28 protein-coding genes are annotated in these 25,019 nt (G+C 27.4%); all 28 read right to left on the bottom strand.

Translation table 11 applies throughout. The features are described 5' to 3' along the window. Positions 1 to 135: 135 nt before the first annotated feature. The 28 genes from scpB to spoIIIAA all read right to left on the bottom strand — a co-directional run bounded on the left by scpB (position 136) and on the right by spoIIIAA (position 24,802). Positions 136 to 744, bottom strand: a complete 609-nt coding sequence (gene scpB, locus J2Z25_RS11575) for an SMC-Scp complex subunit ScpB (RefSeq protein WP_008679095.1) — start codon at positions 742 to 744, stop codon at positions 136 to 138. Then, positions 737 to 1,483 carry a segregation/condensation protein A gene (locus J2Z25_RS11570; RefSeq protein WP_008679097.1) on the bottom strand — a complete coding sequence of 249 codons (747 nt, stop codon included), beginning with the start codon at positions 1,481 to 1,483 and terminating at the stop codon, positions 737 to 739. Before J2Z25_RS11570 ends, scpB begins: the two co-directional genes overlap by 8 nt. A gap of 187 nt (positions 1,484 to 1,670) precedes the next feature. Beyond that, entirely contained in the window at positions 1,671 to 2,891 is a 1,221-nt protein-coding gene (locus tag J2Z25_RS11565) for a D-alanyl-D-alanine carboxypeptidase family protein (protein ID WP_209740647.1), read from the bottom strand. 88 nt (positions 2,892 to 2,979) lie between these two features. Then, the gene (locus J2Z25_RS11560; RefSeq protein ID WP_209740645.1) at positions 2,980 to 4,284 is read right to left on the bottom strand and encodes a pyrimidine-nucleoside phosphorylase; all 1,305 of its coding nucleotides are present in this window, start codon (positions 4,282 to 4,284) and stop codon (positions 2,980 to 2,982) included. A 187-nt stretch (positions 4,285 to 4,471) separates the two neighbouring features. Next, positions 4,472 to 5,350: a tyrosine-type recombinase/integrase gene (locus J2Z25_RS11555; protein ID WP_008679103.1), complete on the bottom strand. Its 879-nt coding sequence runs from the start codon at positions 5,348 to 5,350 to the stop codon at positions 4,472 to 4,474. 70 nt (positions 5,351 to 5,420) lie between these two features. After that, positions 5,421 to 6,056, bottom strand: a complete 636-nt coding sequence (spoIIM, locus tag J2Z25_RS11550; protein WP_008679105.1) for a stage II sporulation protein M — start codon at positions 6,054 to 6,056, stop codon at positions 5,421 to 5,423. A gap of 161 nt (positions 6,057 to 6,217) precedes the next feature. Further along, positions 6,218 to 6,736: an NUDIX domain-containing protein gene (locus J2Z25_RS11545; protein ID WP_209740643.1), complete on the bottom strand. Its 519-nt coding sequence runs from the start codon at positions 6,734 to 6,736 to the stop codon at positions 6,218 to 6,220. 515 nt (positions 6,737 to 7,251) lie between these two features. Continuing rightward, complete coding sequence (spo0A, locus tag J2Z25_RS11540; RefSeq protein ID WP_008679108.1) at positions 7,252 to 8,058, bottom strand: sporulation transcription factor Spo0A; 807 nt, start codon at positions 8,056 to 8,058, stop codon at positions 7,252 to 7,254. A gap of 342 nt (positions 8,059 to 8,400) precedes the next feature. Continuing rightward, complete coding sequence (gene spoIVB / locus J2Z25_RS11535; protein ID WP_209740640.1) at positions 8,401 to 9,591, bottom strand: SpoIVB peptidase; 1,191 nt, start codon at positions 9,589 to 9,591, stop codon at positions 8,401 to 8,403. Positions 9,592 to 9,772: 181 nt separating this feature from the next. Next, positions 9,773 to 11,473 carry a DNA repair protein RecN gene (gene recN / locus J2Z25_RS11530; protein WP_209740638.1) on the bottom strand — a complete coding sequence of 567 codons (1,701 nt, stop codon included), beginning with the start codon at positions 11,471 to 11,473 and terminating at the stop codon, positions 9,773 to 9,775. 18 nt (positions 11,474 to 11,491) lie between these two features. Continuing rightward, positions 11,492 to 11,941, bottom strand: coding sequence for an arginine repressor (locus tag J2Z25_RS11525; RefSeq protein ID WP_035285282.1), 450 nt, complete (start codon positions 11,939 to 11,941; stop codon positions 11,492 to 11,494). 1 nt (position 11,942) lies between these two features. Beyond that, a complete protein-coding gene (locus J2Z25_RS11520) occupies positions 11,943 to 12,794 on the bottom strand; it encodes an NAD(+)/NADH kinase (protein WP_008679116.1) in 852 nt (283 codons plus the stop codon). Positions 12,795 to 12,896: 102 nt separating this feature from the next. Continuing rightward, on the bottom strand, positions 12,897 to 13,706 hold the full coding sequence (locus tag J2Z25_RS11515) for a TlyA family RNA methyltransferase (protein WP_209740636.1): 810 nt from the start codon (positions 13,704 to 13,706) through the stop codon (positions 12,897 to 12,899). An 11-nt stretch (positions 13,707 to 13,717) separates the two neighbouring features. Beyond that, entirely contained in the window at positions 13,718 to 15,577 is a 1,860-nt protein-coding gene (gene dxs / locus J2Z25_RS11510) for a 1-deoxy-D-xylulose-5-phosphate synthase (protein ID WP_209740634.1), read from the bottom strand. A 19-nt stretch (positions 15,578 to 15,596) separates the two neighbouring features. After that, positions 15,597 to 16,472 carry a polyprenyl synthetase family protein gene (locus J2Z25_RS11505; RefSeq protein WP_008679119.1) on the bottom strand — a complete coding sequence of 292 codons (876 nt, stop codon included), beginning with the start codon at positions 16,470 to 16,472 and terminating at the stop codon, positions 15,597 to 15,599. Beyond that, positions 16,465 to 16,677 (bottom strand): exodeoxyribonuclease VII small subunit, encoded by a 213-nt coding sequence (gene xseB, locus J2Z25_RS11500; protein WP_008679120.1) that lies wholly within the window; start codon positions 16,675 to 16,677, stop codon positions 16,465 to 16,467. Before xseB ends, J2Z25_RS11505 begins: the two co-directional genes overlap by 8 nt. Before the next feature lie 15 nt (positions 16,678 to 16,692). Beyond that, positions 16,693 to 17,892 carry an exodeoxyribonuclease VII large subunit gene (xseA, locus tag J2Z25_RS11495; RefSeq protein WP_209740632.1) on the bottom strand — a complete coding sequence of 400 codons (1,200 nt, stop codon included), beginning with the start codon at positions 17,890 to 17,892 and terminating at the stop codon, positions 16,693 to 16,695. Beyond that, a complete protein-coding gene (locus J2Z25_RS11490) occupies positions 17,882 to 18,730 on the bottom strand; it encodes a bifunctional 5,10-methylenetetrahydrofolate dehydrogenase/5,10-methenyltetrahydrofolate cyclohydrolase (RefSeq protein WP_209740630.1) in 849 nt (282 codons plus the stop codon). The genes xseA and J2Z25_RS11490 overlap by 11 nt, the downstream gene beginning before the upstream one ends. Before the next feature lie 21 nt (positions 18,731 to 18,751). Further along, the gene (nusB, locus tag J2Z25_RS11485; protein WP_209740628.1) at positions 18,752 to 19,156 is read right to left on the bottom strand and encodes a transcription antitermination factor NusB; all 405 of its coding nucleotides are present in this window, start codon (positions 19,154 to 19,156) and stop codon (positions 18,752 to 18,754) included. A 126-nt stretch (positions 19,157 to 19,282) separates the two neighbouring features. After that, positions 19,283 to 19,669, bottom strand: a complete 387-nt coding sequence (locus tag J2Z25_RS11480) for an Asp23/Gls24 family envelope stress response protein (protein WP_008679124.1) — start codon at positions 19,667 to 19,669, stop codon at positions 19,283 to 19,285. Positions 19,670 to 19,753: 84 nt separating this feature from the next. Next, complete coding sequence (locus J2Z25_RS11475) at positions 19,754 to 20,281, bottom strand: SpoIIIAH-like family protein (protein ID WP_008679125.1); 528 nt, start codon at positions 20,279 to 20,281, stop codon at positions 19,754 to 19,756. A gap of 40 nt (positions 20,282 to 20,321) precedes the next feature. Beyond that, positions 20,322 to 20,930, bottom strand: coding sequence for a stage III sporulation protein AG (gene spoIIIAG, locus J2Z25_RS11470; protein WP_008679127.1), 609 nt, complete (start codon positions 20,928 to 20,930; stop codon positions 20,322 to 20,324). Between the two features lie 13 nt (positions 20,931 to 20,943). Beyond that, on the bottom strand, positions 20,944 to 21,522 hold the full coding sequence (gene spoIIIAF / locus J2Z25_RS11465; protein ID WP_142690184.1) for a stage III sporulation protein AF: 579 nt from the start codon (positions 21,520 to 21,522) through the stop codon (positions 20,944 to 20,946). A gap of 8 nt (positions 21,523 to 21,530) precedes the next feature. After that, positions 21,531 to 22,760, bottom strand: a complete 1,230-nt coding sequence (gene spoIIIAE / locus J2Z25_RS11460; RefSeq protein ID WP_209740625.1) for a stage III sporulation protein AE — start codon at positions 22,758 to 22,760, stop codon at positions 21,531 to 21,533. Between the two features lie 8 nt (positions 22,761 to 22,768). Then, positions 22,769 to 23,152: a stage III sporulation protein AD gene (gene spoIIIAD, locus J2Z25_RS11455; RefSeq protein WP_209740624.1), complete on the bottom strand. Its 384-nt coding sequence runs from the start codon at positions 23,150 to 23,152 to the stop codon at positions 22,769 to 22,771. Positions 23,153 to 23,160: 8 nt separating this feature from the next. Next, positions 23,161 to 23,358: a stage III sporulation protein AC gene (spoIIIAC, locus tag J2Z25_RS11450; RefSeq protein ID WP_008679136.1), complete on the bottom strand. Its 198-nt coding sequence runs from the start codon at positions 23,356 to 23,358 to the stop codon at positions 23,161 to 23,163. A gap of 14 nt (positions 23,359 to 23,372) precedes the next feature. After that, a complete protein-coding gene (spoIIIAB, locus tag J2Z25_RS11445; RefSeq protein ID WP_008679138.1) occupies positions 23,373 to 23,891 on the bottom strand; it encodes a stage III sporulation protein SpoIIIAB in 519 nt (172 codons plus the stop codon). Further along, positions 23,879 to 24,802, bottom strand: coding sequence for a stage III sporulation protein AA (gene spoIIIAA, locus J2Z25_RS11440; protein WP_209740798.1), 924 nt, complete (start codon positions 24,800 to 24,802; stop codon positions 23,879 to 23,881). The genes spoIIIAB and spoIIIAA overlap by 13 nt, the downstream gene beginning before the upstream one ends. Between the last annotated feature and the right edge of the window lie 217 nt (positions 24,803 to 25,019).

Genomic DNA, 25,019 nt, shown 5'->3' with positions numbered 1-25,019 from the left:
TTTCCATTTATTTTTAAGCAAATAACACCAAATAAGAATTGTTTATTCTTATTTGGTGTTATATTTCTAATCACATCTTGCAATTTATTATAAATCCAGTTCATATTTTTAAGATGTCTCTTTCGTGGCTACCTATTATATTTCCTTAATTATTTCATTCATAGCTTCTATTGTTTCTTCATCTTTTTCTGAATACAAATCTAAAGATGGCAACTCATTTAATTCTTTTAATCCAAATTGTCTTAAAAACTCTTCAGTTGTCCCAAATAAAATAGGTCTTCCTGGAACCTCCAACCTACCAACTTCTTTAATTAAATCTTTTTCTAATAATTTATGGATGGCACTTTCGGATTTTACTCCTCTTATCTCATCTATATCAACTCTTGTTATAGGTTGCTTATAGGCAATTATAGCTAAACTTTCTAAAGAAGCTTGTGATAAAGATTGTCTTTTATTTTTCTTTAATAATTTTTGTATATAATCGCTATTTTCGGCCTTTGTAACTAATTGATATTCTCCATTTATTGATATTAGTTTTATTCCTCTTTTTTCTTCTTCATAATCTAAAATCATTTCATTTAAAATATTTGATATTGTTTTAGGTGAAACTTCTATAGAATTACTTAAATCCTTAATAGTTAAAGGTTCTCCACTTACAAATAATAATGCTTCTATTGCAGATTTTATTTTAGGTTTTGATGAAACTTCTTCAAATTCATATTGCTCAACTTCAGTTTTACTCACCTATTTTTCTCCTTTCAATTAATATGTCATCAAAATTGTCATTTTGATAGGCTTTAATCATCCTAAGTTTTATAAGTTCAAGAAGTGCTAAAAATGTTACTACCGCTTCTAGCTTACATTCGCTCTCTCTTATTATATCTCTGAATTTTACAATTCTTTCCTCTTCAATATTACGTAATAGCTCGTCCATTTTATCTTCAATCTTATATTTATCTATATAAATTTTTCTTTGAATTATATTTTCCTTATTTTGCTTCATAAGGAAATTTTCTATTAATTTATTATAAATATTATAAAGATCAAGTAACGTAATATTCTTAAATATGTCTTCTTCTTTTTTATCACTTTTAATTTCTTCAATTATTTCTGGTTTCTTTGTATATATGTCTCCAGAATTTATGTACTTTTCTTTAAAGAATAATGCAGCACCTTTAATTTTCTTATATTCTATAAGCTTTTCCATAAGATTTTTTTCTATATCTTCTTCATTTTCTTCTGAAACTTTAATATTAGGTAATAGTTTTTTAGATTTTATTTCTATAAGAGTAGCCGCAACTACTATGAATTCAGATGTAATTTCTAAATCCATAATTTTCATATCATCTAAATATTTTAAATATTGACTAGTAATTTTATATATTTCTACATTATAAATATCCATTTCATTTTTTTTAATTAAATGCAGCAGCAAGTCAAATGGACCTTCAAAATTTGCTACCTTTACTTTGGGCATTTCCATAAATATCATCCGCCTTTGATAACACTATATTCCTTCCAATATATAATATCAATTTTAATAGTAAAGAACAACCTTTGTTTTATTTTGCGATGCAAAATAGTGAAAAAATGAAAAATATCGGATATAAGTATCTGTACTTAATATCCGATATTTTGCCATATGTATTTAAAGATGCAATTACTTTATACTATACGCCTTTTCTAAACATGTTTTTCATATTGAACTTGAAGTTTTCAAATATTCCGCCAAGTTTTATATCTCTATCTGAATATAATTCTACTTCCCCAATTTTTTCTTCTCCAAGATAAACTTCACATTTACCTACAATATCCCCTTGCTTATATTCCTTTTTAACTTCGTCAATTACTATTCTCTTTTCTAATTCTGCATTTGTTCCTTTTGGTACTATTGCCACTAAATCTTCCTTTGCCCTAGCAACCAAGAATTTATCAGTTTGTTTACTTAAATAAATGTTTTCTACATCTTCATCTTTTGATAAAAGCTTTTTACCTTCAAATTTAGAGAATCCATAATTTAAAAGCATTCCTGCATCCCTATTTCTTACTTTATATGTTGGTGCACCCATAATAACAGATAACATTCTAACACCATTTCTAGTAGCTGTTGCAGAAATACAATATTTTGCCTCTTCAGTATATCCTGTCTTTAATCCATCGCAACCTTCAAAAAATCTTACAAGCTTATTATGATTAACTAATTCTATAGGTGATTTTCTTCCTTCAGAAATAGTTTCCATATAAATTCCTGAATATTTTAATATTGTTGGATGCTTTAAAAGCTCCAATGACATTATTGATATATCTCTTGCAGTAGATAAATGACCTTCTATAGGTAAGCCATTACAATTTTTGAATGTTGTATTAGCCATACCTAATTCTTGAGCCCTTTTATTCATCATTTCTACAAAAGCATCTTCTGTTCCGCCTAAATATTCAGCTAATGCTACAGCAGCATCATTACCCGATGCAATGGCAACACCTTTTATTAACTCTTCTACAGTTCTTATTTCTCCTGTATCTAGAAGCATTGTGCTTCCACCCATCTTTTTAGCATTTTCGCTACATGTTACCTTATCTTGTAATGTTATTTTTCCACTATCTACAGCTTCCATAGTTAAAAGCATAGTCATTATTTTAGTTACAGATGCTGGTGCAAATTTTTCATCGATGTTTTTCTCATAAAGAATTTTCCCACTTTTTGGCTCTATTAATAATGCTGATTTGGCATCTACATTTATTCCTTCATCACTAAAAACCTCTGTAGTCCATTCTTCATAAGTTTCTATTGAAGTATCATATGGTTCTACATCTGCTTTTACTGGTACTACAGATATAGATAATAAGCTTAAAACAATTGCGACAACTTTATTCATAAATTTTTTATTCATCATATTGCCTCCCTTCAAAGCTTATTATTACCAATAAAAATAAAAATATGATAAAAAGAACTAAATTCTTATTATCATATTTTTTTATTTATTCTACAATATCGTATATTAAAGGAATTTCCTTATCTAGAGAGTTAGATATAATCATGTTCTTAATTATATCATTCTTAGCTTTTTCTATATTACTTTCATCGTTACTATGAATATAAGCCAGTATATCCCCCTCTTTGACTATTTCTCCTCTTTTTTTATTTAAAACTATACCTACAGATAGATCTATTATACTTTCTTTTGTTTCTCTTCCTGCTCCAAGTTCCATTGCAATTAAACCAAAGGCTTCTGCATTTATTTTTGAAATCACACCACTTTGAGCAGCTTTTACTTCAACTACATATTTTGCTTTAGGGAATTTATCAGTATCATCTATAAGACTTGCATCCCCACCTTGGGCTTTTACAAATTCCTTAAGCTTTTCTAGTCCTTTACCATTATTAATATTTTCTAATAATAATGCCTTACCTTCTTCGAAGTTTCTTGCTGTCTTTCCACAAACAAGCATATAACTACCTAAAGTTAATGTTAATTCTAATAAATCTTTAGGTCCATTTCCTTTTAATAATTCTATAGCTTCTTTAACTTCAAGAGAATTACCTATTGCATATCCTAAAGGTTGATCCATGTCAGAAATTACACCTATAGTTTTTCTTCCTACTGAACTTCCTATATCAACCATTTCTCTTGCTAGAGCTTTAGCATCTTCGGGAGTTTTCATAAATGCTCCATCTCCAACTTTTACATCTAATACTATAGCATCTGCTCCTGAAGCAATTTTCTTACTCATTATACTTGATGCTATTAATGACATATTATCTACTGTTGCTGTAACATCTCTAAGAGCATATATTTTCTTATCAGCTGGAGCAATGTTACCTGTTTGACCAGTTAATGCTATTCCTATTGTATTTGAATTATTTATAAATGTTTCTTCAGAAAGTTCTACTGAAAATCCATTAAATGCTTCTAATTTATCAATAGTTCCACCAGTGTGACCTAATCCTCTACCTGACATTTTAGCAACTGGAACTCCAAGTGATGCAACTAGAGGTGTTAAACAAATACTAGTCTTATCACCAACTCCACCAGTAGAGTGTTTATCTACCTTCACTCCATTTATTGAAGATAAATCAATCTTATCTCCTGAATTAACCATTGCCATAGTTAAATCCGCAGTTTCTCTTTTATTCATCTTATTAAAGAATATAGCCATAAGTAATGCTGATGCTTGATAGTCTGGCACTTCTCCCTTTGTAAATCCATTTACAAAAAACTCAATTTCTTCTTTAGATAATTCTAGACCTTTTCTTTTTTTTAATATAATGTCATACATTCTCATAAGAACATGACCTCCTACTTTAGTATATTATTTTTAAACTTTTATCTATTTAATTTGCTATATTGCAATAACCAGTTTACTTTTCTAAATTTTTAGTAGCCATTGTATATTCATTATTTTTTATTTAACATTCTCAATTTATCTTACTTCTAAAATTATAAGATGCCATATTAAATATTCCCTATTATTATGCTCTAGGATGAGAGTTTTTATATACAATATTTATTTTATCATTATTAATTATTTCATAATATGTGTCCATATAAGTTAGAACTTGATTTCCTAAAAGTTTTTGCACAGCTCTTACATTAGCTCCATTTTGTAATAAATGTACCGCAAAAGAGTGTCTAAAAGTATTTAAATTGACTTCTTTTTTAATTCCTGCTTTATGAGAATATTCTTTTACTATTCTCCATACACCTTGTCTTGTTAAATGATTTCCATTTAAATTAACAAATAAGGTTTCAACTCCTGCAGATGCAACTTGATCTCTTATTTTTAAATATTCCTTCAAAGCTTCTGTTGCACTTCTTCCAATTGGAATAAGCCTCTCATAATTTTTATTATCATGACATTTTACAAAGTTTAATTCTAAATTGATATCATAAACATTTAATCCAATTATCTCTGAAACCTTCATTCCAGTAGCATACATAAGCTCTAATAAAGCATTATCCCTTATTCCCTTATTGCAATCTTTATCTACAATTTTAATTATTCTGTCTACCTCATCTATAGTTAATATCTCAGGCAACTTTTTAGTTGTAGTTGTATTCTTATAGTATATCTTAGGTATTTCACTTACAACTTTTTGATCTTTTAGATAATTATAAAAACTTCTAAGACTTATAACTATTCTGTTTATTGATCTTTCTGACTTACCTTGGCTAAGCAAGTATTGTATATAACCAAGTACTGATACATTATCCGTTTCATCAATACTCATATTTTTACTTTTTAAATACTTAACATATAAGTTTACGTCAGTTACATAGGCATAAACAGTGTTTTCACTTTTATGACTTTTTAATAAAGCTTCCTTATAATTATTCACAATTTCTTTCATAATTCTCCCCTATCCTAATACATTATTAATTCGACAAAAAAATTCTTATTCCTTCTTTATTTTCATTGGATTAGGTTAATTTATAAACTTTCGTTACTACCATTCTTATTAACCCTGGGCTCATATAGCACTCAATTATAACCCCTATGGCAAATAGGATAACAAAGAAACTTAATTTCATTACTAGTCCATTTAACATCAACTTACTACTTCCAATTCCATTAAAAAACTTTTCTTTTAACTTCACTGAAGATAACTCTAAAGAAATAATACTTATACCTATAAAAAAAGGTATATAAAATATGTTTTGTGGAACTGTCGATGTTAGAGCAATCCAAATACCTTTTCCATCAAATGTAGTTAATAAAAAACTAAAGGTATAACCTAAAGTAAATCCCTTTATTAGGTCTATTATTAAAATTATCGGCGCTCCAAAGACAGTAAATCCTAGTGCTATTATAAGTAATATGATTATTATATTATTTTTTATTATGCTTATAAGCAATTCATTTGTTTTTACCTCTTCAACATTTATACTTTTAATGAATCCTGTAAAGTAATCAGCTAAATCCTTTGCATCTACTCCATCCATATATTTTATGGTATATGAACCTAGTAATATACCTACAAAGAAAAAAGTTAGTACAAGTAAATAGAATATTTTATTTTCTCTAAAGTTTGAATTCAACTTTTCTATTAAATTCATATTATTCCTCCTCCATAGTTGCTATAGAACATAATATGTTTAAAGTTTCCTTATTATTCATAATTGAATATATGTAAAATATTTTTTTTATTAAAAAAATAAAAAAATGGAGTGAAGCTATAAAAATAGCTTTTCTCCATTTATTTTTATCATAATAAAATTTATAAGTATGAAAGTACACTTATAGTTTTACCATCAATTATTTCACCCTTTTTTATCATTTCTTTAAGATCATTTATATTTAATACTTTTACACTTGTAAACTCATCCTCATCTTCATTTTTTTCTCCTAAAGATAAATTCCAAGCTTTATATAAATGTATAATTTCATCACAAAATCCAGGTGCCGTTGCAATAGATCCTAAATATTCTATTTCTTTTGCAACATATCCAGTTTCCTCTTGAAGCTCTCTTTTTGCACAATCCATTGGATCTTCTTTTTTATTAAGTTTACCTGCTGGTATTTCTAATAATGTTTTATTTAATGGTAATCTAAATTGTTCTACTAATATTATATTTTCTGAATCTAAAAATGCTATAACTGCACAGGCTCCTGGATGTTTTATAACATCTCTATTGGCATTTTTTCCATTAGGTAACTTTACATCAATGTTTACAAAATCCATAAAATTTCCTTTATGAATTAACTTTTCATTTAATATTTCTTCATTTAAAATCATTATATTTCTCCTTATAAATCAATACACTTTTTTTAACTTTGTTATACCATATTAAATTTAAACTATATTATAAATATTATATCATAACTTTTAATATATAGATCCAACAATTATCTTATTTGCTTTAAACTTAAAATCAATTATTTCATGCTATTCTTTATTAATCTGAACAAATTAAGTAAATATTTTTAACGAAAAAGAGATGTATTCATTATAAAACACATCTCTTATTACATACCTTCTTTATAATTTAATAAATTATTTAATTTCTTATTTAAATTTTGAATCTCTCAATCTCAGATATAAGATAATAGTCAACTTACTTCTCTTAATAAATCTAAAAATAAATACACTTCCTAATCAACTAGAATAAACTCAACTGATAGAAAGTGTTCTATATACTTAACTTAATATTTATTTATTGGTATCAAATACACTTTGTTGCTATAAACAACATAGATTTGACTTTTTCAAATTACTTGTTCAACAGTCATTTTACTAATTTTCTTCTGCTATTAGCTAACTTTATTCTTAAGTCTTAGCTTATCAGCTATTATTGCAATAAATTCACTATTTGTTGGCTTACCCTTTTCATTGTGTATTGTATAGCCAAATAGTTTATTTATAGCATCAACTTGACCTCTGCCCCAAGCAACTTCTATTGCATGTCTTATAGCTCTTTCAACTCTTGAAGCTGTTGTATTATACTTTTTAGCTATTGATGGATATAATTCTTTTGTAACAGCAGACAATAGTTCCATATCGTTAACAACCATTGTAATAGCTTCTCTTAAATACATATATCCTTTAATATGAGCTGGCACTCCAATTTCATGAATTATGTTTGTAATTTCAGTTTCTAAATCTACTGGACCTTTAGATTGATGTTTAACTTCTTGTTCTACTACAGCAGATTGCTTTCTAACAACATCATTTGAAGATCCATTAAACATTTCTCTTATTCTCTTAGTGAAAACATCCATATCGAATGGTTTTACAACATAATAATCAGCACCTAAAGTAATAGCTCTTTGCGTAATTTTATCTTGACCAACTGCAGAAAGAACTATTATTCTTGGCATTTTTTCTAAATTCATTGAATTTAATTTTTCAAGAACTCCTAAACCATCTAAATGTGGCATTATTATATCTAAAACTACTAAATCTGGTTGCTTTTCCTCGATAAGAGCTAAGGCTTCCCTTCCATCCTTAGCAACTGCAGTAACTATAATATCCCTTTGATTTAATAAATAATCATTTAAGATACTGCAAAACTCCTTGTTATCATCAGCTATTAAAACTGAAATTTTTGAATCATTCATACTTCTCTCCCCCATCTTCCCAAAATACTCCAATTAATTCGAGTACATATTAAGTTCTTTTAAAAATTTATCTTTTAAAATTCATCTATAACCATTATATATAGACATAACAGAAAAAAACAATCCTTTTCAAGATTAATTTAATATCATTATAACACAATTTATTTGGTTTTAATAGTTTTTTTACATTTTTTTCAAAATTTTATTATAATATTTATTTTTTATATAGATAAATTTCATTTTTCTGACAGTAAAAATAATAAGAGTACAATTAGTACTCTTATTATTTTATATAATTATAACACTTTTTGTATTATAAAACTATTCAAATTTATTAATTTTTTATTCAATTACTCCTGCATCTTTTAACATCCATTCAATGTATATCCCATAACCTACATCTGGTTTATTTATTAATACATGAGTTACTGCTCCAACTAATTTATTATCTTGAATAATGGGACTTCCACTCATTCCTTGAACTATTCCACCTGTTTTTTCTAAAAGTTCTTCATCTGTAACTTTTATTACCATACTCTTAGGTCCAGGCTCCTCCTGAGGTAATAATTTTACTATTTCTATATCATACATTTTAGGTCCATTTTCATCTATTGTTGTTATAATTTTTGCTGCTCCTTCTTTTATTTCATTTCTAAATCCTACTTTCAAAGGTTTATTAAAAGCAGAGTTTACTAAATCAGCACTTGCTTCTCCAAATATACCAGCTTCTGTATTTTTTTCTATTGTTGCTAAACTTTCTTTTTCGTTAACAAATAAGCCTTTCAACTCTCCAGGTGAACCTTTTTCACCTTTTCTAACACTTATCACTGAAGAATTTAGTAAATCTCCATTTCTTACTATAAAAGGTTTATTAGTATCACCATCTGTTATAGGATGCCCTAAAGCTCCAAATATTGAAGTATTCTTATCATAAAATGTTAATGTGCCTATACCTGCAGTTGAATCCCTAACCCAAAGTCCTAATTTATATTCATTATTTTCTTTTTCTAAGTCTATTTCTTTGTTTTCTATATTACCATTTCTAATATAATCAACATTTATTTTAGAATTATCAAGGTTTTTAATTTTTTTTGATAAATCCTTTGAACTTTGTATTTCTTCTCCATTAATCTTTATAAGTACATCCCCAAGTTCTATACCAGAATTTTTGGCAGGACTTTCAACCTTACCTTCTACTGATTCTATATCAGAATGTCCTACAACTAAAACACCTTTAGTTGATAATTTTATTCCTACACTTGTTCCACCTGGATATACCTCCAAGTCATTCACTTTAGATACTGCTACCGACTTAACAGGAATAAATCCTAAAAGTTTTACTTGAAGCTTATCCTTCTTTATTTTGCTGTTCTTCATAAATATATTATCTGATAATACTACATCAGAAGTTGAGGCAGCTTCATTTACATATATTTTTTCTGGAATACTACTTAAACTAAAGAAAGTAATCAAACCCAGAATCAACATTGGAGTTATTATTACGCCTAAATATTTTAACTTTTTCATCCTCATATCATCTCCTCCTTTGCTTCTGTATTTAACTTTCCCTCATCTGCATTCTTATATGCTGTATTAAGTTTGTTAAAAACGTTAAAAATTTTAAAGATATAACTTGAAAAATATAAAAAAATAAAATCATGGTAAATAACCATGATTTTAGTGTATTCATTTTTTATTAAGTTATGTATCTTATTTATGAATAACTTTTTAATATTTCTTGTTTTTTAAGATCTGCAAAAGCAACCATTTCTGAAGCATTTTCTAAAGTAACATCACTCACTTCATCGCCACTAGTCATCTTTGCAATTTCTTTAACTTTATCGTACTTATCCAACGTTCTAATTTGTGTATATGTTTTTTCATTTTCAACCTTTTTTGATACAAAATAGTGACAATCAGAAAGTGCTGCTATTTGAGGTAAATGTGTTATACACAATACTTGGTGTTTGGTAGACACTTCATACATTTTTTCTCCAACTCTTTTAGCAATAGTTCCACTTATTCCAGTATCTATTTCGTCAAAAATAAGCGTTGGTATTTTGTCTTTATCCACAAAAACACATTTAAGAGCTAACATAATTCTTGAAAGCTCACCACCTGAAAGAACTTTTTCTAATGGTTTTAAAGGTTCTCCTGGGTTTGTAGAAATTAGAAAAATAACTTCATCAAAACCTCTTGAATTAAAGTTTTTACTTTTTTCTATTGATATTTTAATTTCTGATTTTTCCATTCCAATATAAGATAATTCATACTTTACTTTTTCTTCAAGATTCACAGAATTCTTTTCTCTTATATTATGCATTTCTTCAGAAACTTGTCTCATTTCATCTTCCAATTTTTCTTTTTTTAAATTTAATTCTTTAATTATTTCTTCAGAATTAATAAGTTCATCATATTGTAATTTTAATTTTTCTAAATAATTTAAAATTTCTTCTACTGATTCCCCGTACTTTTTCTTATATAAACTAATTTCATATATTCTAGAATTTATCTTTTCTAATTCAAATTCGTCATAATAAATTTCAGATGATAAATCTCTTACTTCCCTTGAAATCTCTTCCAAAGTATAAAGAGCTTCTTCCATTCTTTCTCTTTTATCTATTAATTTTTCAAAATGCTTTTCAACTATAGATAATTCATTAACAGCTTTTGATATTCCTTCAATAACTGAAATACCTTCCATTGGATTATCTAAAATAGAATAAGTTTTACTTAATGCTAAAGAAATTTTTTCTGCATTTGAAAGTAAATTAAATTCCTCATTTAAGCTTTCTTCCTCACCAACTTTTAATTTAGCCTTTTCTATATCATCAATTTGAAATTTTATATAGTCCACTAGTTTTTCTCTATCTGCATTCCCATTTAACTCTTTTATTTTTTCTAAAATTAAATTTTGCTCTTTTCTTAAATTTTCAAATTCCTCTAAATATGGATTTAATTCCTCTCCTATAAAGTCATCTAAATAATATATGTGAAACGCTCTATTTAATAAATTTTGATTTTGATGTTGCCCATGTATATCTAAAAGTTTTTCTCTTATTTTTCTTAGATATGAAAGTACTACTGATTTTCCATTTACTTTTATTATGCTTTTTCCAGATAAAGTTGTTTCTCTTGAAATTATTAATATTTCTTCATCATCAATATCTAACTCTTTTAAAACTTCAATAAGTTCTTCATTTTCAATTGAAAATATTGCTTCAACAAAAGTTTTTTCTTCGCCATATCTTATTAAGTCTTTTGAAAATTTTCCGCCTAAAACATAATCTATAGTATCAATTAATATAGATTTACCAGCACCTGTTTCTCCGGATAATATATTAAACCCTTTTCCAAATTCAACACTTAGTTCCTGAATTAAAGCAAAGTTCTTTATATTTAATTGTAATAACATATTATATCACCTTTAATTTTATAAAATCATTTTTCTAACTTTCTCTACTAATTCTTCAGCTTTATCTAAATTTCTTACTAATATAAAAATTGTATTATCTCCAGCAATTGTTCCTGCGACTTCTGTATCAAATAATGTATCTATTGCTTCAGCAACTGCCATAGCAGATCCAGTTAGTGTCTTTACAACAACAAATTTATCTACATTTTCTACTGATACAGCTGCATTAGATAAAATGCTAGATAACTTATCATTAATATCCTTAGATTCCTTAGATGATGCAACATATCTGTAATTTCCTGAAGCACCTTGCATCTTTATTAGCTTTAGTATTTTTATATCCCTAGAAACTGTTGCTTGGGTTACGTCAAATCCAGCTATTTTTAACTCTTCTGCAAGCTCCTCTTGTGTTTCTATTTCTTTTTCACTAATTATCTCTAATATTTTGTTATGCCTCTTTGATTTCAAATTAATCACCTTCACATTCTTTCCAGTTATTTAGAATTTTTGCCCGTAGTACTTTAAAATAATCATAATCATCAAATAAAACTATGTTTGCATATTCTTTTGCTTTTTTTATCTTTATTATAGTTTGATTGGTTGTCTTAATAGCTTTTTGACCATCGAAAGTTATATACACTTCTTCATCTTCATTTTCTGCTTTAACTTCAATTTCACTACCACTATTTAAAACTATTGTCTGCATTCCATGCGGATGAGGACAAATTGGAGTTATAGTAATTACATCTACATCGGGATAAATAAAGGGTCCTCCAGCTGAAAATGAATATGCCGTTGATCCAGTAGGTGTTGCTATAATTAAACCATCACCTTTAAAATTATAATATCTTTTACCATCTATAAATATTTGAAACTTCACCATTCTTGATAATGTTCCTCTTGCTACAACTATATCATTTAGAGCTAATGATTCATTTTTTATGTCTTCTAAAGGTAAATCGCATGTTAATAGCATCCTTTTTTGAGAAATATAATTACCTTCTTTTAATTTTAAAAAAGCTTTATCCATTTCAGAAACTTCTATACTTGATAAAAACCCTAAATTTCCAATATTAATTCCTAAAATAGGTACATTTAATTTCCCATTTATACCTCTAGCAACACTTAAGATAGTTCCATCTCCACCTAATACTATTATAAGATCAAGTAGCTCCTTAAATTCATAGTTTATTATATCATAACTATTTAACATAATTATTTCTATATTATTAAAATATTTATAAAGCTTTTCTTTTACTTTCATAGCAATTTCATTCTTTTCATCTTTAGATGGATTGATTGCAATGGCAACTTTCTTCATAATCATTCCCCCCTTATACTGTGCCTAATATATAATGTAAGGTTCATTTAAGACTTCAAGTTATTTCTTGAAGCCTTAAACAAAAATTATTATCAATATATTTTATAGTGAATTATGAGATTCATTTACTATTTTTTCTATATCATCTATGGTAAATGTTGATTCCTTATTTTTATCTTTAGTAAAGTAAACTAAATATTCGATATTTCCCTCTGGTCCTTTAATTGGAGAATAGCTTACAGATAAAATATTTAGGTTTTGACTAATTAAAAATTCTACTATGTCTAAAACTACTTCTTTATGAACATTTATATCCCTAACTACACCTTTTTTCCCTACTTTTTCTTTTCCAGCTTCAAATTGAGGCTTTATTAAAGCTACAACTTCCCCACTTTCGTTTAATAAACTTAAAGTAGCAGGCATTATTTTCTTTAATGAAATAAATGATACATCTATTGAAGCAAAATCTGTTAATTCACCTAAATCTTCAGGAGTTACATATCTTATATTTGTACGCTCCATACATACAACTCTTGAATCTGTTCTAAGCTTCCAAGCAAACTGTCCATATCCAACATCAATTGAAAATACTTTTTTTGCATCATTTTGTAACATACAATCAGTAAATCCACCAGTAGAAGCTCCTATATCCATACACACCTTATCTTTTAAGCTTACTCCAAACTCCTTTATAGCTTTTTCAAGCTTTAATCCACCTCTACTTACATATGGTATCTCTTGCCCTTTGAATATAATATCTGCATCAACATTAATCTTTTCTCCAGCCTTATCAACTCTTTGTCCGTCTACAAATATTTTACCAGCCATTATACTAGTTTTAGCACGCTCTCTTGATGTGAATATGCCTTTTTCAACTAAAAGTATATCTAATCTCTCTTTTTTCCCAGACATCTTTATCTCCTTTATTTGTTAAGTTCTATGATAGCTTCTGCTATTCCTTCTGGATCTAATTTATTTTCTTTATATAATAAATCTACATTCCCCTGTGGAACAAACTTATCTTTAAATCCTAATGCTTTAAATTTATTTCTAAAGCCTAGTTCATACAGCTTCATTAAAACATAGCTACCAAATCCACCATTTATTATGTTATCTTCAATAGTTACTATATCATAGCCTTCTTTTACTAGATTCTCTAGCATATTATTATCTAATGGTTTTACAAATGTAGCATTTATTATTGTAGGATTAATTCCATTAGATTTTAATATTTCTTTAGCTAATAATGCATGTTGAAGCATTTTTCCAACTGCAATTATAGCAATCTTTTCTCCAGTTACAATCCTTTCCCATTTACCATAACTTATTTCTGTTAATGGATTCATTTCATTACAGCAATCTGTACCTCTAGGGTATCTTATCGCTACTGGGCCATTTTGTGTAAAAGCCCATTTTAGCATAACCTTTATTTCATTTAAATGTTTAGGAGCTAAAACTGTCATGTTGGGAACTTGAGATAAATAAGATAAATCAAACATTCCTTGATGAGTTTCTCCATCTTCTCCTACTAATCCTGCTCTATCTATTGCAAAAATAACTGGCATATTTTGAATACATACATCATGAATTAATTGATCAAAGGCTCTTTGCAAGAACGTAGAATATACAGCAAAAACAGGTTTTAAGTTTGCACTTGCAAGACCTGCTGCAAGAGTTGTTGCATGTGCTTCTGCAATTCCTACATCAAAAAATCTATTTGGAAACTCTTTTGCAAAGCCCTTAAGTCCCGTTCCATCTGGCATGGCAGCAGTTATTGCAACTATTCTCTCATCTTCTTTTGCTAAATCTAGCATAGCATCACCAAATACCTTCGAATATGATCTTTCACTTGGAATATATGCTTCTCCACTTTCTAAATCAAACGGGCTTACTCCATGGAACTTATTTGGATTTTTTTCTGCTAGTTCATAACCTTTTCCTTTACTTGTAACTACATGTATTATAACAGGTTCATCAATTTGTTTTGCCTTTTCTAATACTTCCGTCATCGTTTCTATATCATGTCCATTTATAGGTCCTATATACTTTAATCCCATATCTTCAAAAAGCATAGATGGTACTACAAATTGTTTAATGCTATCTTTAAATCTTGATATACAACTTGCTAATTTTTTACCTGCATTAGAATTACTTAAGGTTTCATTTATATTTGATTTTAGTTTGTTATATCTAGGTTCCATCCTTAAGTTATTTAAATGTGTTGATAATCCACCAACATTAGGTGATATAGACATTTGATTATCATTCAAAATAACAATCATTTTTGTTTTCTTAAATCCTACATCATTTAATGCCTCTAAAGCCATACCACCAGTTAATGCTCCATCGCCTATAACTGCAACAACTTGATTATCTTCATTTTTAATATCTCTGGCTCTTGCCATTCCTAATGCAGCAGATATTGACGTACTACTATGTCCTGTATCAAAAGCATCATATTTACTTTCACATCTCTTTGGAAATCCACTTAATCCATTATACTTTCTAAGATTATTAAATTGATCTTTTCTACCTGTAAGTATTTTATGAACATAGCTTTGATGACCAACATCCCATACTATTTTATCTTTTTCTAAATTAAAACTTTTAAATAGACTTATAGTTAGCTCCACAACTCCTAAATTAGAAGCTAGATGCCCTCCTGTCTTAGAAACGCTATCTATTAAAAATTCTCTAATTTCTCCAGCAAGTACTTCTAATTCAACATTTGATAACTCTTTGACTTCTCCAGGAGAAGTAATCTTATCTAATATTTTACCCATAATTAAACCTTTCTTTCTATTAAGATTCTCTATTTAATAAATCTAAAGTTATTGTTTGCAAATTTATCGATTCTACAGAAAGGCCTTTCAACAATTCAATACATTCTTTTGTTAAATTTTCGCATTCTCTTTCACAATATTCTAAACCAAATAAAGATATAAAATTGGACTTATTATTATTTTCATCGCTTTTAGTATTTTTACCAAGCTTTGAAATATCCCCTGTTATATCTAATATATCATCCTTAATTTGAAAAGCTAAACCAAGCTTTAATCCAAAATCATTTAGTATTTCTATATCTTTTTTAGGAGCATCTGCAAGAATAGCTGCTGCTATAATAGATACCCTTATTAATTCTCCAGTTTTTTTACTATGCATATAAAGAAGTTCTTCTTTAGATATTAATTTCCCCTCATTTATAACATCTACGATTTGCCCGCCTATCATGCCTTCTGGTCCTGCTGCTTCTGCTATTTCCCTTGATGCTAATAATGCTTTAGCTCCATTTTTTATTGAAAATTTTATCATTAAACTCATTGCTTCATTTAATAACATATCTCCTGCTAATACAGCTATATTTTCACCAAATTTTTTATGATTAGTCGGCATCCCTCTTCTTAAATCATCATTATCCATACATGGAAGATCATCATGTATAAGAGAATAGGTATGAATCATTTCTATTGCTGAGGCCATTTCTATTACGTCTTTATAATTTTCTTTGTATAATCCATAAGTCAATAAAAATAATATAGGTCTTATTCTTTTACCTCCTATATTTAAACTATAACTTGCTGAATCATATATAATTTTATTATAACTTCCTTTATCATTAAAATATACATTTAAATACTTATTTATAAAATCTCTATGTTTTTCTATAATATTACTCATTCTTTAGCTCCACTTCCATATTTTCTTTTATTGTTGTTAGCTTTCCTTCTAAAGAATTTAGTGTTTTGTATAATTTATTAATAAGTTTAACTCCACTTTCGTATTCTTTCATTAAATCCTCAAGTGGAAGTTCATTATTTTCCATATTATTCAAAATAGTTTGTAGGCCTTTAACCATATCATCATAAGATTCTTTTTTTGCCATAAACTCTTCAACTCCTTAATCCATGGAAATAATTTTTCCTTTAACTTTTCCATCTTTAAATATTATATTAAATTCATCTAAATCCTTTATTTCTTCTTTAGATGAAATTATATTTTTTTGATTATCTTCAACAATTGTATATCCTTTTTTTAATACATTTATTGGGTTATGAGCTTCTAAAATATCATTTAACGATTTAATTTTAAGCTTTTCTTTTTCTATTTTATTAAAAACTAATTTTTTCATTCTATCTTCTATTCTATCTAGTTCCAAATAAGAATTAGATAAAATTACTTCTGGACTGTTTAAAGATAATATTTTTTTATAGTTCGATAATTTTTCTTTTTCATAACTAAATTTATTAAATACTATTTCATTTATTCTTTTGTTATAGTTATCTATTTCATACATTATATCACTTTCTAGTGGTACAGCAATTTCAGCAGCTTGTGATGGAGTTGATGCTCTATAGTCACTTACAAAATCAGATATTGTAAAATCAACTTCATGACCAACAGCTGAAATTATTGGAAGCTTAGATTTAAATATTTCTTTAGCTAACTCTTCCTCATTAAAATTCCATAATTCTTCTATGGAACCTCCACCTCTACCTACTATTATAACATCAACACTTTTAGTATCATTGAAATACTTAATTCCATTAATTATTGTTTTATAAGCGCCTTCCCCTTGAACTAAAGCAGGATATAAAACAATATCAATTAAACTACTTCTTCTTTTTGAAACATTTATTATATCCCTTATAACTGCTCCAGTTTCTGATGTTACAACCCCAATTCTTTTAGGCATTTTAGGTATTTCTTTTTTATACTGTTCATCAAAATAACCTTCATCTTGAAGTTTTTTCTTAAGCTTTTCAAATTTTATATGTAGTTCGCCAATTCCTTCTTTTTGTAACTTTTCTATATATAATTGAAGTGATCCTGTTCCTGGATAAATAGAACACCTAGCATTAGCTATAACTTCCATTCCTTCAGTTAATTTAAAGTCTAGATCCGCACTATTACTTTTAAACATAACACAATTAATTTTACTTATTGAATCTTTTAAAGAAAAATATATATGTCCACTACTATGATATTTTAAATTTGATACTTCTCCCTTTACTAAAAGATTATTTAATATAAAATCATTATCTAATGTCTTTTTAATGTAGTTATTAAGTTCATTAACTGTTAAAGTTTTAATTCTCATTATTCTCTAGCGCCTCACATGAATTTTTTATAAGTAGCGTAGTTGTTAAAGCTCCAACGCCTCCTGGAACTGGTGTTATCTTTTCAACTATTTGCTCTACTTTTTCGAAATCTACATCTCCAGTGATTTTACCATTTAAAGATGATGTTCCAACATCTATTATTATAGAATTACTATTTACATATTCATCAGTTAAAAACTTTGGTTTTCCTATTGCTACTACAATAATATCTGCAGCCTTACAAACTTCTTTTAAGCTTCTAGTTTTTGAATGACAAATTGTAACTGTAGCATTTTTATTTAATAATAATTGTGCTACTGGTTTTCCTACAATATTACTTCTTCCTATAACTACAACATTTTTACCTTCAAGTTCAATATTAGATCTTTCTAATAAGGTTATTATTGAATTTGGAGTGCAAGGCAAATATGTTTTTTCATTGCAATACAATTTGCCTTGATTAATATATGTTAAACAATCTATATCTTTTGTTGGGGAAATGGTATTTATTATTTTCTTTTCATTTAATCCTTTTGGAAGAGGAAGTTGCAATATTATTCCATCGACTTCTTTATCAGAATTTAATAATTCTATTTTTTTTAGAAGTTCCTCTTCTAATATATCTTCGTTAAGTAATAGTTTTTCAAAATTACAACCAAGCGAAAGAGCTACTTTTTCTTGATTATTAATGTAGTACACAGAGCCTCCATCATTCCCTACTAAAATTGATACTATCTTTGGAGGTCTAAGCCCTAACTCTTTTCTTTTTAATATGTATTCTTTTATTTCTTCTTTTATATCGTTTGAAACTTCTTTACCATTTATAATTTTCCCCATGAAAAATCCCCCTACTACATTTTATAAACTCTTAAATGCTTTATCTAAAACTCCATTTACAAATGAAACACTTTTTTCATCTGAATATTTTTTTGTTAATTCAATTGCTTCATTTATAGCAACCTTTTCCGGAACGTCTTCTACATAAAGCATTTCTGCAATTGCTAATCTTAATATTGAAATATTAACCTTTGATACTCTATCTATCTTCCAATTTGTTAATGCTTCTTCTATCTTTTGATCTATTACATTTATATTTTCTTCAACCTTCGCTAAAATTCCTTTTATATATTCCAAATCTATAGTTTTTAAATTCATTTCATAATCTTCTATAAATGTTTCTATTGTTTCCTCTAATGTATTTTTGCTTAAAGTCATTCCAAAAAGTAATTCCATGGCTATTTCTCTAGATCTTTTTCTATTCATCTTATCCTCCTAAGTGTTCTTACTACTAATATTATTAACCTTCTAAAACTTTCTAATCATAAATATACTACAACAAATTTATTTAAAGCACAAGGAAAACACCCTCTGAAAAATCAGAGGGTGAAATTAATTTTCCTTACTTTCTTCTTTTTCAGTTTTTGGTAAGTAAATGCTTTGAACGTTTATATTAACATAATCAACATTCAATCCTGTCATTGCTTCAACAGTCCTCTTGACATTTTCTTGAACTGCATTTACTACTTCTGGTATTTTCACACCATACTCTACTGCTAAATTTAAATCTATTATAGCACTATTTTCGCTTAATGTTACTTTTACATTTTTTCCTACATTCTTCTTACCTTTTAGCAATTGTGATATGTTGTTACCACCTATTTGTTGTAAGTCTTCTACGCCATTAATTTCTTCAGCTGCAATTCCTGCTATTACGCTAACAACTTCATCAGAAATTTTTACTATCCCTAGATTATCATCATAGTTTTTATTTTCCATGTACTTACCTCCCAAGCGTTTTGATGACAAAACTCTTTTTTTCTTATGTTTATTATATCAAACCAATAATTATATTACAATGAATTATTTCTTTGATTCTATTATCACATCACTAATTCCAGAAACATTTTCAGCTATTTCTTGAATTGATGCACTATCAGCTTCTGTTACTTCATCAGCTTTTACAACTACTCTAACTTTGTTACCTTCTATAGAACATAACACATCTTCAAATCCTTGATTTTTAACATTTACTTCTATTCTGCTTTCTTTATCGATAACCATAGTTTTTTCTCTTAATTCGTTATCTGCAAGATCTTTTTGTTCTTGAGATGTATTTACATCATTTTTTAATGAAGTTAATTGTTGAATTGTTGCAGCATCTTTTTGATCTCTCTCACTTCTTAAGCTATAGAAATAATCTTGAGTTCCTAAAGTTTCCTTATCATCTTTCTTTTCATTATCCTTATTTTCTTCTGTTCCTTGTGATATTACTTGGCTAAAATCTGTTGGATCATTTAACCCCGTCTTATTTAATTTTGCTGCAATAACTCCTACACATACTATAAGAGCCATTAGTGTGAAAATAATACCAAATTGTTTTTTTGTCATTTTGATTTCCCCCCATCTTCTTTTTCAATTTAATTATATGCTAATTTTTCATAGGATATACATTAACCTTATCTATTGAAATTCCATATAAACTTGATACAGCCACTTGTATATCATATTTAACCTTACTACTACTTGCACCTTCGGCTACTATAACCACTCCGCTAATCTCTGGTTTATTAGTCTGTAAAATATATGGCTCATTTTTGCTTCCTTCGACTGCCATAACAACTTTACTTCCATCTGTTTGTTGAGTATTAGTTCTTTTTCCACCTTGATTATCTGTTTCTTCTGTTGTTGCTTCTTGAGTAGTATTTTCAGTTGCGGGAACCTTTACTTCTCCACTTTTAAAGTAAATCATTACCTCAACTTCTCCTACGTTTTCTATTTTAGTTAAAAGATTTTTTAACTCTTTTTTTTCTTGGGCTTCATAACTATTCATTGTTTCTTCTGATTGACTTTGTATGTCAGATGAATTTTGTGTAGTAGTGTTTACACTTGTTGGTTTTGCTTCTTTTTTTCTGCCAGTTGTCAAAAAGCTAATAGCTAACAAAACAAAAGCTAAAACTAGTGCAATACAAACTGCATTTAGAAACTTTTTATCATTTATAACGTTAGCTAGCTCCTTTTTCCAATCACCTTTACCCATTTTCTCACTCCCATCAATTTACTTTATATACTTCTATTTTATCTTTAGAAACATTTAAAGCTTCTGCTAAGTAACTTATTATTTCATCTTCGTTATTTACTTTTTCATCCTGGGAAGATACGCTTTTACTATCTTTCTGTGTATTTATTATTATCTTTTGTATCTTAGAAACATCTTTATTTTTAACTCCTACTTGAACTTTATCAATGGAGTAATTAATGTTATTCATATCAACTTCACAATCTATATTGCTAACAAATTCTTTATCTGTAAACTTTTCCTTTAAAAGTCTATTACAGTTTTGTTCTAAATTTTCTTTAAATACATTTTCACTATCACTCTTATAATCTTTACTTACTTCAGCGCTTTCATTTTCAGCAAGTTCTATATACTTTTGCACCTGCAAAGAAATACTTTCTTCACCTTTACTAAATAAAGAAATTATAGGAGATAACATAACAGATATAAGTATTAATCCTAAAACAAATTTTAAATACTTTTTCATATTGTTATCAGGAGCTATAAACTCAATTGCCGTCATTAATATAAGCATAGTAACTAGGGTTATTACAAATCCTTTTATTTCTTCCATATCCCTCTCTACCCTCCTATAACAAATTTACCTGCTGATGCCATAATTCCAAGTAATATGAAAAACATAAGGCTTACCGATAAAACACAGGACATTATAAGTATCAGAGAATCTCCTGCCGCAGCAATTGAACTTGTTATTCGTTTATCACTTATTGGTTCTATAACTGCTGCTGTCAATTTATATACAAATGAAATTAATACTAATTTTATTATTGGATACAACATCATAAGTATTATTATAATTAGCCCAACAGAACTTACAGCATTTTTTATTATTAGTGAATATCCTGCTACAGATGCAATAGCATCTGAAAAAGCTTTTCCTACTATAGGTATAAAATTATCTATAGCAAATTTAGCAGTTTTTAATGTTACAGCATCAATAGTTGATGCTGTTATTCCCCTAACTGTTAATAATCCTATGAATATAGTTAAAATTATACCCTGGAGCCATATAGTAATTTGTTTTGTAAGCTTACATAAATTACTTATTTTATGTTCCGTTGAAATATTATTTGCAAATTCTAAAACAAATGTAATAAGTATTAGTGGTATTATTACCGTTGTATATATTCTTGGAATAATTAATGTTGCTCCAACTACTATAGGATCCATAGTTGCAGCTTGCGTAAAGCCTCCTACAGTTCCAATCATCATAACTAATACAGGTAAAATAGCTACCATAAAATCTGATAAATCTTTTATTATATCAGTTGCTATATTTATAGAAACTATAAAACTTTTAGATAATATAACTATTAATAATGCATAACATGCAAAAAATGCTATATTTGATATCCCTTCATTAGAAAATGCAGTTTGTAAGTTTTTAAGTAGTGAGCATATTATTGCAATTGCTATTATGCTTATTGATAATGCAAGTACAGTTTTTACTTCTTTAAATAAGAAACTTATAACAGCATCGCTAATAGTTTTAAAAGATAGATTTCCTTCTCCATTTTTTATATATCCCTTAATATATTCAACTGGATCTAAGTCATTCATTATTTCAATATCTGATTTCATATTATTTATATAGTTATATAGTGAATCTAATTTATTATTAACTTCCTCATTTTCTAACTTAATTTCTTCATTAGATGTTTCATTATTAATATTTATCTTATTAATATTCTTTTCATTAGCTAAAGCACTTTTACTAGGAAGAAATACAAAAGCTATAATAATTATACTTATAACTAATATAATTCTCTTTGTGAAAATATTTTTTATCATAAAAACACCTACAATATTTGTAAAATTGATTGAAGAACAGCCATAAGTATTGGTATTGCTAATGTTAATATCAAAATTTTAGCTGAAAATTCAACCTTATTAGCTATGCTAGCAGCTCCTGCATCTTTACATATTTCACTACAAAATGTAGCTAAATATGCTATAGCTAGTATTTTTAAAACAACTCCTATATAGACCATATCAATATTAGCTTTATCAGCTATATCTTTTATAAAGTAAATTACATCATTAAGTTGTGTAATTACAACCAAGAAAATTATAGCTCCTGCTGATAATGATATTAATGTTGATATATCGCTTCTTTTATCTTTAAATAGAAGAAACATAAATAAAGCAGCAAAAGCAAAGGCAACAATCTTAATAATATCCATAATAGCACCTATAGCATAAACATAGTTTTTACAGTATTAAATAGATTTCCTATAAGCCCTATTACTGTAATTAAAATTATTACTATTCCTACAATATTGGCTATTGTTGCAATTTCATCTTTACCACTAGCTTTTAAAACTTTCTCTAAGACTACAAGAAGGACACCCATAGCCCCTATTTTAAATATAATAGTTACATCTAGCATTTATTACCCTCCTACTAAATTAAAAAAATCGAAATCATAGCACCTATACATACTCCTATAGCTCTATACATCCTTACATTCTTCTTTGCTAATTCTTCAGCAGACCTACAATTTAATTTCATATTTTCTATTGTTAGGTTAAATAGTTTATCTTGCCCGTAAACTCCTGACTCTCCAAGTGGTCTTAAAAAATCATTTACTAATCTTTTATCCTCTTCATTTAAGTTAAATTCAGATTTATTTTTTTTATATTCACTTTCAAATGCTTCGTATACGCTTGTACTTTCTCCCTTTAACAGCTTATCAGAAACTGCTGATAAAATAGAATTTAGAGGAGCTTCAACCTTTAACGAAATATATTTCAAAGCTTCTGGAAGAGGTGTATTTGCATATATTACCTCATTATTTAAAAACAAAACTGATTTTAATATTGAATTAAGTTGCTTACTCCTCTTTTTAAAAATTTCACCATAGTAAAATCCTATATAAGTACAAGATAGAAAAATAATGATAACTGCTGTTATCTTAAGCACTTAAATTTCCCCTCCATTTCTATTGAATATATTTGTTCAATTGTTCCTACTCCATTTCTATTACTCAAAATAACTATTCTATCTAAAATGGAATTTTCTAGCAAATCCTTAAAAACCTTTCTTTTATAAACATCTTCTATACTATATCCATGAATAGTAACTATAATATTTACTCCAGAATTAAATGCCATATGAAGAGCCTCTATATCTCCATCGGTTCCTATTTCATCACAAATTAATATGTCCGGAGATAAACTTCTTATAGCCATAATCATTCCATCTTTTTTTAAGCAATTATCTAAAATATCACTTCTAATACCAACATCCAACTGTGGAACTCCATTAAAGCAAGCAGCTATCTCGCTTCTCTCATCTATAATAGATACTTTTTTTCCTTTCAAATTTACAATAGGCATCCCAGTTGAAATATTTTTAGCTATATCCCTTAAAATAGTCGTTTTACCACATTTAGGTGGAGATACTATTAAAGTATTAAATACTCTATCTTCCTTAGTTATGTACTTCATAATTTCATTTGAGCATCCTATCACTTCTCTACATATTCTTATATTTAAAGAAGATATATTTCTTATAGTTCTTACTTCTCCATTTACTAAAACACATTCCCCTGCTATTCCTATTCTATGTCCACCCCTAATTGTAATATATCCTTGCTTTATTTCTTCTTCATAAGCATATAATGAGTAATTTGATATCTTAACCAAAATTTGCTTTATATCCTCAACTGTAGTTACATATTTTAATATTATTTCCTTATATGCTAGATTAACTATTATTGGCTTATGAACTTTTATCCTTATTTCTTGGACAGGTTCTTTTAAAAGTATTTCTCTTAGTTCATTACTGATTTTTAAAGGCAATACTTTCAAAATCTCCTCCTCATTCCTCAATTCATCACTTCCTTTTCTAACGTTATATTTAAACTTATTTCTCTCTATCAAATAATATTCATACTTATAATTAAATATGTAAAATATTTTTAATTAACTATAAAAAAATAAAGTTAATTATTTATATAAGTTTTTCTATAAATATCTCTTACTAAATTAATATTAAAGAATAAAAAATAAAAACAATGAATATAAGAGTCAATTTTAAAATATTAAT

The organism is Clostridium tertium, assembly GCF_017873245.1.
GTDB lineage: Bacteria > Bacillota > Clostridia > Clostridiales > Clostridiaceae > Clostridium > Clostridium tertium.
This window is presented reverse-complemented; position numbering and strand designations above follow the sequence as displayed.

What these genes read in the sequence shown, in the direction of transcription:
- J2Z25_RS11570 (WP_008679097.1), bottom strand. Translation starts at nt 1,483, where the DNA reads ATGGAAATGCCCAAAGTAAAGGTAGCAAATTTTGAAGGTCCATTTGAC.
- J2Z25_RS11565 (WP_209740647.1), bottom strand. Translation starts at nt 2,891, where the DNA reads ATGAATAAAAAATTTATGAATAAAGTTGTCGCAATTGTTTTAAGCTTA.
- J2Z25_RS11560 (WP_209740645.1), bottom strand. Translation starts at nt 4,284, where the DNA reads ATGAGAATGTATGACATTATATTAAAAAAAAGAAAAGGTCTAGAATTA.
- J2Z25_RS11555 (WP_008679103.1), bottom strand. Translation starts at nt 5,350, where the DNA reads ATGAAAGAAATTGTGAATAATTATAAGGAAGCTTTATTAAAAAGTCAT.
- spoIIM (WP_008679105.1), bottom strand. Translation starts at nt 6,056, where the DNA reads ATGAATTTAATAGAAAAGTTGAATTCAAACTTTAGAGAAAATAAAATA.
- J2Z25_RS11545 (WP_209740643.1), bottom strand. Translation starts at nt 6,736, where the DNA reads ATGATTTTAAATGAAGAAATATTAAATGAAAAGTTAATTCATAAAGGA.
- spo0A (WP_008679108.1), bottom strand. Translation starts at nt 8,058, where the DNA reads ATGAATGATTCAAAAATTTCAGTTTTAATAGCTGATGATAACAAGGAG.
- spoIVB (WP_209740640.1), bottom strand. Translation starts at nt 9,591, where the DNA reads ATGAGGATGAAAAAGTTAAAATATTTAGGCGTAATAATAACTCCAATG.
- recN (WP_209740638.1), bottom strand. Translation starts at nt 11,473, where the DNA reads ATGTTATTACAATTAAATATAAAGAACTTTGCTTTAATTCAGGAACTA.
- J2Z25_RS11520 (WP_008679116.1), bottom strand. Translation starts at nt 12,794, where the DNA reads ATGAAGAAAGTTGCCATTGCAATCAATCCATCTAAAGATGAAAAGAAT.
- J2Z25_RS11515 (WP_209740636.1), bottom strand. Translation starts at nt 13,706, where the DNA reads ATGTCTGGGAAAAAAGAGAGATTAGATATACTTTTAGTTGAAAAAGGC.
- dxs (WP_209740634.1), bottom strand. Translation starts at nt 15,577, where the DNA reads ATGGGTAAAATATTAGATAAGATTACTTCTCCTGGAGAAGTCAAAGAG.
- J2Z25_RS11505 (WP_008679119.1), bottom strand. Translation starts at nt 16,472, where the DNA reads ATGAGTAATATTATAGAAAAACATAGAGATTTTATAAATAAGTATTTA.
- xseB (WP_008679120.1), bottom strand. Translation starts at nt 16,677, where the DNA reads ATGGCAAAAAAAGAATCTTATGATGATATGGTTAAAGGCCTACAAACT.
- xseA (WP_209740632.1), bottom strand. Translation starts at nt 17,892, where the DNA reads ATGAGAATTAAAACTTTAACAGTTAATGAACTTAATAACTACATTAAA.
- J2Z25_RS11490 (WP_209740630.1), bottom strand. Translation starts at nt 18,730, where the DNA reads ATGGGGAAAATTATAAATGGTAAAGAAGTTTCAAACGATATAAAAGAA.
- nusB (WP_209740628.1), bottom strand. Translation starts at nt 19,156, where the DNA reads ATGAATAGAAAAAGATCTAGAGAAATAGCCATGGAATTACTTTTTGGA.
- J2Z25_RS11480 (WP_008679124.1), bottom strand. Translation starts at nt 19,669, where the DNA reads ATGGAAAATAAAAACTATGATGATAATCTAGGGATAGTAAAAATTTCT.
- J2Z25_RS11475 (WP_008679125.1), bottom strand. Translation starts at nt 20,281, where the DNA reads ATGACAAAAAAACAATTTGGTATTATTTTCACACTAATGGCTCTTATA.
- spoIIIAG (WP_008679127.1), bottom strand. Translation starts at nt 20,930, where the DNA reads ATGGGTAAAGGTGATTGGAAAAAGGAGCTAGCTAACGTTATAAATGAT.
- spoIIIAF (WP_142690184.1), bottom strand. Translation starts at nt 21,522, where the DNA reads ATGGAAGAAATAAAAGGATTTGTAATAACCCTAGTTACTATGCTTATA.
- spoIIIAE (WP_209740625.1), bottom strand. Translation starts at nt 22,760, where the DNA reads ATGATAAAAAATATTTTCACAAAGAGAATTATATTAGTTATAAGTATA.
- spoIIIAD (WP_209740624.1), bottom strand. Translation starts at nt 23,152, where the DNA reads ATGGATATTATTAAGATTGTTGCCTTTGCTTTTGCTGCTTTATTTATG.
- spoIIIAC (WP_008679136.1), bottom strand. Translation starts at nt 23,358, where the DNA reads ATGCTAGATGTAACTATTATATTTAAAATAGGGGCTATGGGTGTCCTT.